A 13,521-nucleotide genomic window follows, 5' to 3' on the forward strand; every position below is an offset into this window, starting at 1 on the left:
ATTAGCCAGCAATCCAGCTAAATGGGTACTCAAGCGTAGGTACCTTGGTCCGTTCGGCAATGCGACGCAGACGGGCGGGTAAGGCCATCACATAATCACGGGCACGCTGACCGGCATCGTTGAGGTCGGTGATGGTATCTATTTGCCAGTCGACCAGCAGGGCTTCGGCGATTTCGATGTAATCGTAGGTAGTATAAACCCCCAAACGCTGGGCAGCATCGGAGAAATGGCTGAACGTCTGGCCAATTTTCACGCCACTTTCGCGCAGGAAATGAGCGGGCATGACGATCTTCTTGCGCATCATATCCTCAAACGCCAGCATCATTTCGGACGGGTCGACTTCGAAAATCTGACGGACAAAATCTTTATAAGCTTTGGCATGGCGCATCTCGTCGGACGCGATCACTCCACATATTTTCGACAGTTGGTTACAGCCCGCCTGTTTCGCCAGCGTGGCCGTCCGGCGGTGCGATACGTTGGTGGCCAGTTCCTGAAACGAAGTGTAGACGAAGTTGCGATAGGGATCTTTACCCGTACCAATATCGAAACCATCAGAAATGAGGTATTGGGTCGACACTTCCATAGCCCGCATATTGACCCGGCCCGATAGGTACAGAAACTTGTTCAGCAGGTCGCCATGGCGGTTTTCTTCGGCCGTCCAACTGCGAATCCAGCGCGTCCAGCCGGTTGTGCTGCCTTGCTCGATGCCTTCCATATCCATCAGCCACGACTCATACGTTGGCAGGGCTTCTTCCGTAATGGTATCGCCAACCAGCACGGCTACATAATCGTATGACAATTCGCGGGTGCTTTCGCGGAGTAATTTGACTTCGTCTAAAAATGACTCTTTCGTGGAATCGGGCAGCAGATCAGCGGGTTGCCAATTGGTCTCGATAGGTTTGAGAAATTCATCTACCGATGCATCGATTTTCTCACCGACGAATCGCATTACGTCCAAACGTGTGCCAGATAGTATCATGTATCAATAACAAAGAAACGGGTCAAATTATCCCAGTGTCCGACAAAGTTCGGGGAAAAGAACCGATGTTTTTGAATCGCTTTCGTTTTTCTTCCCGACTATAAACGACTCGTTGTTAATTTTGGGCTATACTAGTTGCTTTGCTGACGCCTGTAGGCCTTATGAAAAAAGTTTTAGATTACGTACTGAGTTGCGTTTACCTCCTTTATTTCGGATTGGTGTTGTGTATCTTCCATGTCATGCAGGCAACTGCCTTCAACCTGTTCGGTCGCCCGGCGCACAAAAAAACGGTCGACTGGATGAACGCCTTCATTGCGTATGGCTGGTACTTAACGGGCAGCACGATCCGCTTTAAACAAATTGCCGACCTCCCCACCGACCGGCCCATTATTTTCGTAGCCAATCACCAGAGCATGTTCGATATTTCGCCCATTATCTGGTTTCTGCGTCGACATACTCCCACGTTTGTCTCTAAAATTGAGATAGCGCACGGCATTCCGGGCGTTTCGTACAACCTGCGTAAAAGTGGCGCTGCCCTTATCGACCGGAAAGACCCCAAACAGGCTATTGTGGAAATTGCCCGCCTGGGAAAGCTTATCCAACAACAAAACCTCTCCGCAGTGATCTTTCCGGAAGGCACCCGGTCAGCATCGGGTCAGATGCGCCCCTTTGTAACGGGTGGCGTGGCGACGTTGATCAAGCGGGCCCCGTCGGCGCTGGTGGTTCCTATTGTCATTCGCGGAACGGGGCACTTTAACCCGAAAGGTCTGTTTCCATTACGGTCATTTTCAAAAATGTCGTGGACTGCATTGCCCGGTATCGAGCCCACTGGCCGCACCGCCGACGAGGTAGTAAAGCAGGCACAGGAAGCGATTGAGGTCAATCTTCGTCAAGCTATGTGAAGACTCTTTCTATCTTAATTCAAAAGCAGATTGTAACTGATAATGAAAAATAAATATATTTACAGGAATATTTCTGCTTCTATGACACCCGACAAACGACTCGATCAGGTTGAACCTATCCTGGCTGATGTAGCTCAAAAAACTGACCGTCTCATTGAATCGAACGGACAGATTCTTGAAGTAGCGACTCGTGCTGACATTAACGCTAAAATCGCGGCCAAAGGCATTATCGATTTAACCATCGAAATGCGTCAGCAATTTGGTCAGCAACAAACACAAATCGATCAGTTAAAAACGGGGATGAACGACCGATTTGGCCAAGTAGACAGCCGGTTTAATAGCGTTGACAACCGATTTGAGCAAGTAGACAGCCGGTTGGACCAACTAACCAGCGACCAAGCTGAGCTACGGCAGGAAATGAGAAATGGGTTTCAAGAAGTAAATCTAAAATTTACACAGTTCACACAAACGCAAGAACAAATTTTAAGACTCCTACTTGACCGTCTGAAATAGGCAGTATCCCTTATAACCCAAACTTCTCCAGTCGACGATATAACGCCTGCCGCGATACGCCCAATTCCCGGGCCACGTCGGTGATGCTGCCCCGGTGCTTTTGCATGGCCTGCTGAATCAGTTGTCGTTCCATATCCTCCAGTTGCAGGGTTTCGTTGACAGGCGATGCCACATTACCATCTTTCCGAAAGACAAAATTTCCCGGCTCCAGCAGCGTACCTGATGTCAGTTCCGGCCGGGCAAGAATAACCGCCCGCTCCACCGCATGCTGTAGCTCCCGCACATTACCAGGCCAGCGGTACTGCTTCATTTCCGCCAGCAACGCCGGACTTAGCCCCGTTACCGACCGATTATACTGTTTCGCGTACTTCTTCAGGAAAAATTCGGCCAGCGGTCCAATGTCGGAAGGGCGCTCGCGCAGGGGCGGCAGGTTGAGTTCGATGGTATTGATCCGATAGAGCAGATCCTGCCTAAAAGCCCGCTCGGCCACCCGTTCATTCAGATCGGCATTGGTGGCGCAGATGAGCCGTACGTCGACGGCACGGGCTTTGTTTGAGCCCACGCGGGTTACCTGTCGCTGTTGCAACACTGTTAATAAACGGGCTTGCTGCGACGGGGTGAGATTACCAATTTCATCCAGGAAAATAGTGCCGCCGTTAGCTTCTTCGAATCGCCCGGCGCGGTCGTCGCGGGCATCGGTGAAGGCTCCTTTTACGTGACCGAACAACTCACTTTCGAATAAGCTTTCGGTCAGGGCACCTACATCGACGCTGACAAAGGGCTTCTCCTTCCGGTGGGAGTTGTCGTGAATAGCCCGCGCAATCAAATCTTTACCAGTTCCATTCTCGCCCAGAATGAGCACGTTAGCATCGGTTGGGGCAACCTGTTCGACGGTATCTAAAATTGGGCGCATCGCGCTTCCAATGATGTTCGTGCTGCCCGAGGTCCCTTTTTTACGCGTAGTTTTCTGAGCATCTTCCAGCTCGTCCATTTCTTCTTTTTTCCCGTTAACAGCACCACGAATCGTGTCCAGAAACTTATCGTTTTGCCAGGGTTTCAGCACAAAATCAACGGCACCGGCTTTGATAGCCCGAACCGCCATTTCCACATCGCCATAAGCCGTAAACAGCACCACCCGCGCTTTGGGGTCGATGTCCAGAATACGGTCGAGCCACGCAAACCCCTCCCGGCCACTGCTCACATCACGCTGGAAGTTCATGTCGAGCACAATGGCATCGTAGCGGTTATTGTTGAGGAGAAAAGGTAGTTTTTCAGGATTTTTCTCGATGTCTACTGCGCCCACATGCCGTTTCAGCAACAGCCGGGCCGCCAGTAATACGTCGGGATCATCGTCGACGAGTAAGAGTTTAGCATCTTGCATAGACCAAAGATAAAAGTCGAATCGAATTGTTGCACGCTGGTATCGATTCAACAACGAATTACGGTTTTCTTACGTACTTTGACCTCTTAAAAGTCGTTGAGCGGTCATTAATTCGCATTGATGGTCATTATGTATCATCGGATGGTGATTCAGTAATATGGGTTGTTGTCGAAGCCGGAATGGCCATCAAAAAGCACCCCTGCCCGTCCCATCGACTACCACGTATTACGAATGACTACGAATTCCTCTTCTCTTGACGACCGCTGGTTTTACGCCCTTGTCGCCCTGGGTGTTCTGCTGAACGCTACCGGTTTGTTTCCACCTATTATGGAACTCGATGGGGCGCTTTATGCCTGCATCGCGAAGCAGATGGCTCAGACCAACGATTTTGTGAACCTGTATGCCGTCGGCAGCGACTGGCTCGACAAACCCCACTTCCCATTCTGGGTCATTGCGCTGAGTTATAAAATCTTTGGCGTCAATACAGTTGGCTACAAACTTCCGGCCCTGCTGTTTTTTCTGGGCAGTGTGATATACACTTATAAATTTACCCGGCTATCATATTCTAAAGTTGTTGCCCAGGTAGCCGCACTGGTTCTCCTGACGGCTTTCCACGGCGTACTCTCCAATAGCGATGTACGGGCTGAGCCGTACCTGATGCCACTGATCATTGGCCCGGTCTACCATTTTTACCGGGTATTTCTGAAAGACAGGAATGATGGAGAGGACTGGCTTCACCTCGTTATCGGCTCTTTTCTGACGGGTTGCGCCCTGATGACCAAGGGTGTTTTTGTGCTCATTCCCATTGGGGGTGGCCTGGTCGTTCACTGGTTGTTAACGGGCCAATGGCGGGAGTTGCTCAAACTTCGCTGGTATGTGGCCGTAATTCTCTCTTTTGCGTTCACCCTGCCCGAAATATACTGCCTTTACCAGCAGTTCGATCTGCATCCCGAAAAAGTTATTTTTGGACGAACGGGAGTCTCCGGCGTTCGCTTCTTTTTCTGGGACAGTCAGTTTGGGCGGTTCTTCAATACCGGCCCTATCAAAGGCGAAGGGGATAAGTTTTTCTTTGTCCATACGTTGCTGTGGGCGTTTCTACCGTGGTCACTGCCGCTCTATATCGGTATTGGGAAGATGATCCGGGATTTGATCAAGGGTCGAGATGGTAGCAAATCGAACGGCTCCATCGAGTACGTTTCGCTGGGTTCGGGCGTGTTGACCTTCCTGCTGTTCTCGTTTTCGGGCTTTCAGCTGCCCCACTACATGAACATCGTGTTCCCGTTCTTCGCCGTATTGACCGCACAGTTTCTGGTTGACCTCACACCCGCTAATCTCCATCGGTGGACTATTGGGCAGACGATTATCGGGTTACTGATTGCGGGCCTGTCCATTGCCCTGTTGGTATTCGTTCAGCCCGAAAATGTGGTTGGCGCGGTGGTTCTGGTCATCGTCATAACCCTGGCGACTTTTACACTCTTCCGGCAAAACACACTTCTATCCCTGGCGGGACGTATGACTGGCGCTATGCTGGTGCTGGCCGGAACGCTGAACCTGTTTTTGTACCCAACGTTTCTGCGCTATCAGGCGGGTATGGCAACGGCACAATACGTCAATGGTGACCCGAAACTTTCTAAAAGCCAAACGATCCTGTATGAACCCGGCACCGGCGTGGGTGGCGGCAGTTTCTGGTCGTACGAATTTTATGCACGCTCCCCTACCCTTTACGCCCGCTCCGATTCGGCCCTCAAGGTTCAGCTACAGTCAGGTTCCCGGCAGGTATTCACCAGCGGTGCGGATGCCGACTCGCTGGAAGCGCGCGGGTTTCAGGTCAAACATCTGGCCGTGTTTCCGTATTACCACGTCAGTCAGTTATCCTACGATTTTCTAAATCCCGCCACCCGCTCGCAAACACTGGAGCCCTATGTGCTGGCTGAAGTAGGGCCAAAGAGTGAAAGCGTGAAGGAGTGAAAGACCGGCATGGCGTCCCGGCCTGACATTAGAAGGCTCATGAGGCCCGTAAAAGCGGACAATTTCCGTCCGAAAGCGGACACGACACAAACGGACCACTTGCTTAAGCGATTGATTATCAGAGATGGCGTTTGGTTGGCATGACTATTGGCACTTGGCATAACAGCGAACGAGCTTCGAGCCTGGGCCTGCATTTTAGCCCACTCTTTCATTCTTTCGCTCTTTACAGTAATGGATCGCGTACTACCTAAACGATTTTGGACAACCCAGCGCCTGGCTCTTTTTGGGGGCGGAACGCTGGTCATCGGCTTACTGGCTTACACACTTTTCTTTGCCGATCGCCGGTCGAAACTAAATGTCGAGAAAGACAAAATAACCATTTCACCTGTTTCTACAGGCCCCTTTGAAGATTTCATCGCCGTAACGGGCGTGGTGCAACCGCTAAAAACCATTCGGCTCGATGCCATTGAAGGCGGATACGTTACCCAGAAGCTAGTCGAAGGCGGCAGCACCGTAAAGCAGGGCGATGTGCTGCTGAAACTGGAAAACCAAAGCCTGAAACTGAGCTTTCTGCAATCTGAAACCGAAGCCAACCGACTGGTCAACGACTTACAAAATACCCGTCAACGCTTACAGGTTGAACGGTTCACCCTCCGAAAAACACTGGCTGATCTGGATGCGCAAATCGATCAGGCGAAAGATTCTTTCGACCGGCAGGCCAAACTGTATAAAGATAAAGTGGTGTCAGAAGAGGATTATCTGAAAGCCAAACGGGCCTACGAACGACTGGCCGCCCAGCGTACCATTGAGATCGAAACGCAGAAATACCAGGAAGATAATGCGAAGTTCCAGATCAAACAATTGGAAGGCACCTTACAACGGACGCAGAAAAATGTGGCTCTTTGGCAGCAGACGCTCGATAACCTGGTAGTAAAAGCGCCTGTGTCGGGGCAGCTGTCCAGCATCGACGTGGAAGTGGGCTCGAACATCAACCGGGGACAGAACATCGGGCAGATTGACGACCTGAACGGGTTCAAAATGCGGGTTGGGGTCGATGAACATTACATCAGTCGGGTATTCGCCGGACTGAAAGGATCGTTTGAGTTCAACGGAAAAATGCACGAACTATCCATAAACCGGGTATATCCCGAAGTAAAAAGCGGCCGGTTCGAAGTCGACATGATCTTCCCGAAAGGGGCACCGGAAGGCATCAAGCGCGGGCAGTCGTCGCCGATTCAGCTGGAGTTGGGCAAAGCGGCCAAAGCCACGCTCATTCCCGTCGGCGGCTTCTTCTCCGACACGGGCGGCAACTGGGTGTACGTAGTCGACAAGTCGGGTAAGCGGGCGGTAAAACGGCAGATTACCCTGGGCCGCAAAAACCCCGAGTTCTACGAAGTGCTGGACGGCCTCCAGCCCGGCGAGCAGGTGATCACGAGCAGCTACGAGAATTTCGGTGATAATGAAGTATTGGAATTTTAAAATATCTGAACCGGGATTTAGGTGATTTTTATGATTACTCTGATTTCAAAAGTTGGCTTTCGCTGAAGGCAAATCATGTTAATCATAAAAATCACCTAAATCCCGGTTCAGACAACCTTTTCACTATGATCCAGACAATTAACCTTCAGAAACTCTTCTCGACCGAGGAAGTAGAAACCACCGCCCTCAATGGCATCAATATGGATGTCAAAGACGGCGAGTTCGTTGCCATCATGGGGCCGTCGGGCTGCGGCAAGTCCACGCTCCTCAACATTCTGGGACTGCTGGATAACCCCAGCGAGGGCGAGTACAACTTCTACGGCACAGAGGTCGCCAAAATGACCGAACGGCAACGGGCACAGCTCCGCAAAGGCTCTATCGGCTTCGTGTTCCAGAGCTTTAACCTGATCGACGAACTAACTGTGTATGAAAACGTCGAGCTGCCCCTGCTGTACCTGAAAACGCCCCCCGACGAGCGGAAGAAGCGCGTGGAAGAAGCCCTGGAGCGGATGAGCATCATGCACCGGCGCAATCACTTCCCGCAGCAACTATCGGGTGGTCAGCAACAACGGACGGCCATAGCTCGGGCGGTTGTTGCCAAACCCAAGCTGATTCTGGCCGATGAACCGACGGGTAACCTCGACTCCAAAAACGGCGAGGAAGTCATGAAGCTTCTGGGTGAATTGAACGACGAAGGCACTACGATCATCATGGTAACCCACTCACCCTACGACGCCGGTTTCGCGCATCGCATCGTGAATTTGTTCGATGGAAAAGTGGTCACAGAGAACTTCCACGTCTAAATAGTAAAGGAGAAAAGGGAAGAGAGAGAGGATGGAGGAAAGGATTTCCCTCATCTTAAACTTTCCTCTTCGTCCCTTTCCTCCATCCTCCCTCTCTTCCCTTTTCTCCTCCTCAACCCATGTTCCGCAACTACGTCAAAATCGCGTTTCGGAGTTTGATGAAGAACAAACTCTACTCATCCATCAACGTTTTTGGATTGGCGTTGGGCATGGCGTGCAGCTTGCTGATTGGCCTTTGGGTGAAAGATGAACTCAGCTACGATCGCTTTCTGAACGATGCGGAGAGCATCTATTACGTGCGGGTCAATTTTCCCTACAATGGTGAAACGGTAACGAATTATGTCACACCGGGTCCCTTACAGGAAGCCATCGCCAAAGATGTTCCGGAAGTAGCGGCTACGACCAAGATCAACTTCAGTAACGAAGTGCTGGTGAAAGTGGGCGAAACAACCGCCAAGGAAAAAGGGCACTATGCTACCGCCGATTTTTTTGGTGTCTTCGACCTGCCTGCTGTCTACGGGAATCCGAAAGCCGCCCTGGCACAACCCAACCAGATCGTTGTTACCCGAAAACTGGCGGAGAAATTCTTCCCGAATGGATTAGCCCTTGGCAAAACGCTGCAACTCGACAATAACAAGTTTTACGTTGTCGGTGCGGTACTGGAAAACGTACCCACCAACTCGACGCTTCAGTTCGACTGGCTGGTGAACTGGAAAGCACACGAGCAGGACTGGATGAAGACCTGGGGCAACAACTCGTTTCAAACCTTCGTCCGGTTGAAGCCAAAGACAACGATGGCACAGGCCGAGAAAGCGTTGGCGGGTATCTACCCCCGTTTTGCCGGTAAAAATTTCGAGACAGGGCGACCCGTTCTGCAACCCATCACCGATCTGCACCTGTATTCAGACTATAAAAACGGCGTATCGGTGGGTGGGCGCATCGAGTATGTGCGGATCTTTTCCATCATCGCACTGTTTATGCTGCTCATTGCCTGCATCAACTTCATGAACCTGGCCACGGCCCAGTCGGCGATGCGGGCCAAGGAAGTGGGCGTTCGGAAAGTAGTGGGTGCCCTGCGGTCGTCGCTGATCGGACAGTTCCTGAGCGAGTCGATGCTTATGAGCCTACTGGCTGTTGTGCTGGCACTGGGCTTGGTCTGGTATGTGTTACCAACATTCAACACCACGTTTGAGAAACAACTTACCCTCGACCTGACCGAACCGACGCTGTGGCTGACTATTCTCGTTTTGGTGCTGATTACCGGCTTTTTATCCGGCAGTTATCCGGCGCTGTTCCTGTCATCTTTACAGCCGATAAAAATCCTGAAAGGGAAACTTCAACTGAGTTCGGGATCGGCGTTGAGTAGCCCGGCTCTGTTCCGGCGGGTGTTGGTTGTCTTTCAGTTTTCGCTGTCGATTTTTCTGATCGTCGGCATACTGGCCATCGGTCGGCAGATGAACTACCTCCGTACCAAGAACCTGGGCCTCGACCGCGAAAACGTCGTTTATCTGCCCCTGGAAGGTGAGATTGCGCAACCCAAAAAAGTAGAAGCGTTCCGGCAGGAAGTGATGCGGCAACCCGCCATTGCCTCGGCCACAACGGCCATGGCGCTCCCGGTGAATGTACAAAGCACGTCCGGCGATCTGAAATGGGACGGCAAAGACCCCAACCTCCAAACCAATGTATCCTGCATGTTTGTGGGGGGCGACTTTACCAAAACCATGAACATCAAACTGGTCGACGGGCGTGATTTCCGCACCGACAGCCCCGCCGATTCGACCAATTACCTCATCAACGAAGCAGCCGCTCGTTTGATGGCAATGAAAGATCCGGTTGGAAAAAATGTGCAGTTCTGGCCGGGCAAGGGTAAGATCATCGGGTTGATGAAAGACTTTCACCTCAACTCACTTCATCAGGCCATTGCCCCGCTTATTCTTTGCTTCGACAGCCGGAACACGAGTTATCTGCTCGTGAAAACCCGCGCCGGGCAAGCGCCCAACGCCATCGCCGACCTCGAAAAGCTGTCCAAACAGTTCAACCCGAACTATCCGTTTACCTATCATTTTCTGGACGAAGAGTTCGAGAGTCTATACCGGGCCGAGCAGCAGGTACATACCCTTGTCAATTATTTCGGTATGCTGGCGATTCTGATTTCCTGCCTGGGTCTGTTCGGCTTAGCGGCTTTCACGGCTGAGCAGCGCACCAAAGAAATTGGCGTGCGGAAGGTATTGGGCGCGTCGGTAACGAACATCGTAGGCCTGCTTTCCAAAGATTTTCTGAAGCTGGTGCTGATTGCGCTGGTGCTTTCCACTCCCCTGGCGTGGTGGGCATTGAGCAAATGGCTGGAAACCTTTGCCTATCGGGAAGACCTGACCTGGTGGATTTTCGGAATAGCGGGTGTACTGGCCGTTCTTATTGCCTTCCTGACGGTAAGTTATCAAAGCATCAAAGCCGCGCTGATGAACCCGGTAAAATCGTTGAGAACGGAGTGATATACCCACGTACCCACGGGCTTCAGCCCGTGTTTTACTTCCATATATTCACGGGCTGAAGCCCATGGGTACGTGGGTACGTTACAGAAAATCGTTCAAATCCAAGCTCAGTAACTCGGAGAATGACGATTCGGTGGTCAGGCCACCATCGCCAAACCTATACCGAAACCATTGCTGGGTTTTGTAATTGTAGACGAAGCCCTCGCGGATGCCATACAGATTATTATCGACTAGTTGAATCACTTTCTGTATATCATCTTTTTGGCCTTTTGTCTTGCAAACTTCAATGATAATTGGCGTTTCATCAGCGCTGTTGTCGACTAAAGATAAATCAGGCACAAGACTGGCTTTGGCATCGTCAAGCATCGTTTCGGGCAGTGGTTCCAAGCGAATTGCCTTTTCCCGATAATAAAGAACACCAAAGCCGACGGTCAGTTTGGAAATAATCCGCTGATGGTCGGCAGGAGCCCAAACACCCAAATCTTCGCCAACAACGGACGGGCCACTCACAGAAGGAAAGTACATAATAGACAGCGTTTTAGACAAACTTAACGAAAACATTCATGTTCCGCAATTACCTCAAAGTCGCCCTTAGAACGCTCTGGAAACACCGCACGCACACGCTCATCAACATCGTCGGCCTGTCGGTGGCGTTCGGGACCTGCGTGCTTTTATTCCTGACGGCCACGTTTGAGTTGTCGTACGATAGCTTTCATACCGAAGCAAGCCGCATTTTTCGGCTGAACTTCCTGTCGACCAACCGCGACGGGACGACGGATAAAGGGAGCACCATGCCCTACCCAATTTCGCCCGCACTCAAAGCTGAATTTCCCGAAATTGAAGGGGTTACGCGCTGGTTCGACCGGAGCGCCAGTGTCCGGCGAAATAGCCAGACCTACACCAAGGATGTCCGTATGGCGGATGCCGATTTCCTGAAAATGTTCAGCTTCCCGCTTCAAAAAGGCAACACAAAAACAGCCATGAACAGCCTGAGCGATATCGTCATCAGCGAACGCATGGCCAGCGATATTTTCGGGAAGAAAGATCCCATCGGCAAGCCCCTCCAGCTTCGCATGAACGATGCCTGGCAGGCATTTACCGTTACGGGCGTTATCAGCAATGCGCCGAAAAACTCATCCTTTGATTTCGACGCCCTCATCCGCAGCGACAATGCCGGCGATTATCAGGAGTTCAAATCCCGCTGGGATCACGGCAACCACGATGTGTATGTCATGGTGAAAGCCGGTACCGATGCCCAAACGCTGCAACGCCGGACACAGGCATTCATGGATAAATACTTCGCTTCTGACATCAGAGACCGGCAGAAACAGGGCTATCCGAAAAACGAACTGGGCTATCAGCGCAGCCTGCTGTTGCAACCCTTGCGCGATGTGCATTTCGACACCGTTACCACGCATGGCGGAGGCATTAGCCGGGCGTATGTGTACACATTGTTGCTCATCGGCCTGTTTATTCTGGCTATTGCCTGCATCAACTTCATTAACCTGACCATTGCGCAATCGCTCTCACGGGCGCGGGAAGTGGGCGTTCGTAAATCGCTGGGGGCCCAACGAGGACAATTGTTTAGTCAGATCTGGGGCGAAACCCTGCTGCTGTGCTTCGGCGCTCTGCTCATTGGTCTGGGGATGGCCTATGCCGTGCTGCCTACCTTCAACCGACTGTTCCGAAGCTACCTGACACTGGACAATTTCCTGACGCCAACCGTTCTGGTGGTGACGGCCCTGGGTTTTCTACTGATTACGTTGGTGGCAGGTGGTTATCCATCCTGGTTCGTCACACGCTTTAACGCGGTAGACGTATTGAAGGGTAAAGTAAAAATGAGCAAGCCGGGATTGGTACGCAACTCTCTGATCGTAACCCAGTTTACCATCGCCTGTCTGCTCATTGTCTGTACGATGATCGTTCGCCAGCAGATTAGTTACCTGCAGCAGAAACCCATGGGCATGGACAAAGAGCAGGTCATCAGTATTCCGGTGGGTGGGGAACTCAACGGTACCGTCGCCCTGAAAGCCATGCGCGACCGATTGGCCAACCAGCCCAACATCACGGCGGTATCGGGGTCGGGCGTGAACATCGGCGCGGGGCTGGACGGCAGCTCATCGCGCATGATGTTCGGGTTCCTGTATGGCAAACGCGATATCACCTGCGACTGGCTCCGCATCGACACTGACTATCTCAAAACAATGGGAATCAAGCTCCTGAAAGGCCGCGATTTTAGTCCGGCCTTCGCCACCGATTCGAGTTCGGCGGTGCTGATTACGGAGAGTATGGCCAAAGCGCTGGGTGAAGCCAATCCCGTCGGCAAGTTTATCAAACCCGATCAAAAGGAATACCAGATTGTGGGTGTCGTGTCCGATTTTAACCTGTATTCCCTGCATCAGGAAGCCAAGCCGATTACCCTGCAAATGGAGTCCAGCGCACCGATTCAGTACATCCTTGTCCGGGTCAATCCGCAGAACCTGACGGGTGCCATGGAAACCATCAAGAGCGCCTGGAAAACCATTGCGCCCAAGCAGGAATTCATCGGGTCGTTTCTGGATGAAAACACCGAACGCTGGTATCGGAAAGAGCAACGGTTATCGACCATCTTCTCATCGGCTGCGGGCATTGCCATTCTGCTGTCGTGTATGGGTTTATTCTCCATTGCCCTACTCACCATTGAACAGCGCACCAAAGAGATCGGCGTTCGCAAAGTGTTGGGAGCCAGCGTTGCCAGTATCGTGACCTTGCTCTCCAAAGACTTCCTCAAACTGGTGCTGGCGGCTATTGTCATTGCCTCGCCCCTGGCGTGGTGGGCCATGAACAACTGGCTCGCCGACTTCGCCTACAAAATCGACATCGAGTGGTGGGTCTTCGCCCTGGCGGGTGTGCTGGCCATTGTCATTGCGCTGTTGACAGTCAGTTACCAGAGTGTAAAAGCAGCTTTGATGAACCCGGTGAAAAGTTTAAAGACGGAGTAAAGGGAGGATGGAGGAGAGGGAGT

At 51.8% G+C, this 13,521-nt stretch carries 10 protein-coding genes; 7 read left to right on the forward strand and 3 right to left on the reverse strand.

Going from position 1 to position 13,521, the window contains the following annotated elements; all coding sequences use genetic code 11:
- Position 1: 1 nt before the first annotated feature.
- Positions 2-949, reverse strand: coding sequence for an acyl-ACP desaturase (locus ACYVK4_RS02490; RefSeq protein ID WP_461125907.1), 948 nt, complete (start codon positions 947-949; stop codon positions 2-4).
- A gap of 191 nt (positions 950-1,140) precedes the next feature.
- Here ACYVK4_RS02490 and ACYVK4_RS02495 point away from each other — a divergent pair, with 191 nt between their 5' ends.
- Together ACYVK4_RS02495 and ACYVK4_RS02500 are read left to right on the forward strand one after the other, a co-directional pair.
- Positions 1,141-1,881: a lysophospholipid acyltransferase family protein gene (locus ACYVK4_RS02495; protein ID WP_461125908.1), complete on the forward strand. Its 741-nt coding sequence runs from the start codon at positions 1,141-1,143 to the stop codon at positions 1,879-1,881.
- Between the two features lie 42 nt (positions 1,882-1,923).
- Positions 1,924-2,394, forward strand: a complete 471-nt coding sequence (locus ACYVK4_RS02500) for a hypothetical protein (RefSeq protein ID WP_461125909.1) — start codon at positions 1,924-1,926, stop codon at positions 2,392-2,394.
- 10 nt (positions 2,395-2,404) lie between these two features.
- Here the strand turns inward: ACYVK4_RS02500 and ACYVK4_RS02505 are convergent, their stop codons facing one another.
- Positions 2,405-3,775, reverse strand: a complete 1,371-nt coding sequence (locus ACYVK4_RS02505) for a sigma-54-dependent transcriptional regulator (protein WP_461125910.1) — start codon at positions 3,773-3,775, stop codon at positions 2,405-2,407.
- Between the two features lie 231 nt (positions 3,776-4,006).
- Between ACYVK4_RS02505 and ACYVK4_RS02510 the strand changes: the two genes are divergently transcribed.
- The 4 genes from ACYVK4_RS02510 to ACYVK4_RS02525 all read left to right on the forward strand — a co-directional run bounded on the left by ACYVK4_RS02510 (position 4,007) and on the right by ACYVK4_RS02525 (position 10,517).
- Positions 4,007-5,743, forward strand: a complete 1,737-nt coding sequence (locus tag ACYVK4_RS02510; RefSeq protein ID WP_461125911.1) for an ArnT family glycosyltransferase — start codon at positions 4,007-4,009, stop codon at positions 5,741-5,743.
- 231 nt (positions 5,744-5,974) lie between these two features.
- Entirely contained in the window at positions 5,975-7,222 is a 1,248-nt protein-coding gene (locus ACYVK4_RS02515) for an efflux RND transporter periplasmic adaptor subunit (RefSeq protein WP_461125912.1), read from the forward strand.
- 125 nt (positions 7,223-7,347) lie between these two features.
- A complete protein-coding gene (locus ACYVK4_RS02520) occupies positions 7,348-8,025 on the forward strand; it encodes an ABC transporter ATP-binding protein (RefSeq protein WP_012929072.1) in 678 nt (225 codons plus the stop codon).
- Positions 8,026-8,144: 119 nt separating this feature from the next.
- Positions 8,145-10,517, forward strand: coding sequence for an ABC transporter permease (locus tag ACYVK4_RS02525; protein ID WP_461125913.1), 2,373 nt, complete (start codon positions 8,145-8,147; stop codon positions 10,515-10,517).
- Positions 10,518-10,598: 81 nt separating this feature from the next.
- Here ACYVK4_RS02525 and ACYVK4_RS02530 read toward each other — a convergent pair whose 3' ends face one another.
- Complete coding sequence (locus ACYVK4_RS02530; RefSeq protein ID WP_461125914.1) at positions 10,599-11,042, reverse strand: PDDEXK family nuclease; 444 nt, start codon at positions 11,040-11,042, stop codon at positions 10,599-10,601.
- Between the two features lie 38 nt (positions 11,043-11,080).
- Between ACYVK4_RS02530 and ACYVK4_RS02535 the strand changes: the two genes are divergently transcribed.
- Positions 11,081-13,498, forward strand: a complete 2,418-nt coding sequence (locus ACYVK4_RS02535) for an ABC transporter permease (protein ID WP_461125915.1) — start codon at positions 11,081-11,083, stop codon at positions 13,496-13,498.
- The last annotated feature ends 23 nt before the right edge of the window (positions 13,499-13,521 follow it).

The organism is Spirosoma aerophilum, from assembly GCF_054782495.1.

What these genes read in the sequence shown, in the direction of transcription:
- ACYVK4_RS02510 (WP_461125911.1), top strand. Translation starts at nt 4,007, where the DNA reads ATGACTACGAATTCCTCTTCTCTTGACGACCGCTGGTTTTACGCCCTT.
- ACYVK4_RS02530 (WP_461125914.1), bottom strand. Translation starts at nt 11,042, where the DNA reads ATGTACTTTCCTTCTGTGAGTGGCCCGTCCGTTGTTGGCGAAGATTTG.
- ACYVK4_RS02520 (WP_012929072.1), top strand. Translation starts at nt 7,348, where the DNA reads ATGATCCAGACAATTAACCTTCAGAAACTCTTCTCGACCGAGGAAGTA.
- ACYVK4_RS02525 (WP_461125913.1), top strand. Translation starts at nt 8,145, where the DNA reads ATGTTCCGCAACTACGTCAAAATCGCGTTTCGGAGTTTGATGAAGAAC.
- ACYVK4_RS02495 (WP_461125908.1), top strand. Translation starts at nt 1,141, where the DNA reads ATGAAAAAAGTTTTAGATTACGTACTGAGTTGCGTTTACCTCCTTTAT.
- ACYVK4_RS02490 (WP_461125907.1), bottom strand. Translation starts at nt 949, where the DNA reads ATGCGATTCGTCGGTGAGAAAATCGATGCATCGGTAGATGAATTTCTC.
- ACYVK4_RS02500 (WP_461125909.1), top strand. Translation starts at nt 1,924, where the DNA reads ATGAAAAATAAATATATTTACAGGAATATTTCTGCTTCTATGACACCC.
- ACYVK4_RS02515 (WP_461125912.1), top strand. Translation starts at nt 5,975, where the DNA reads ATGGATCGCGTACTACCTAAACGATTTTGGACAACCCAGCGCCTGGCT.
- ACYVK4_RS02535 (WP_461125915.1), top strand. Translation starts at nt 11,081, where the DNA reads ATGTTCCGCAATTACCTCAAAGTCGCCCTTAGAACGCTCTGGAAACAC.
- ACYVK4_RS02505 (WP_461125910.1), bottom strand. Translation starts at nt 3,775, where the DNA reads ATGCAAGATGCTAAACTCTTACTCGTCGACGATGATCCCGACGTATTA.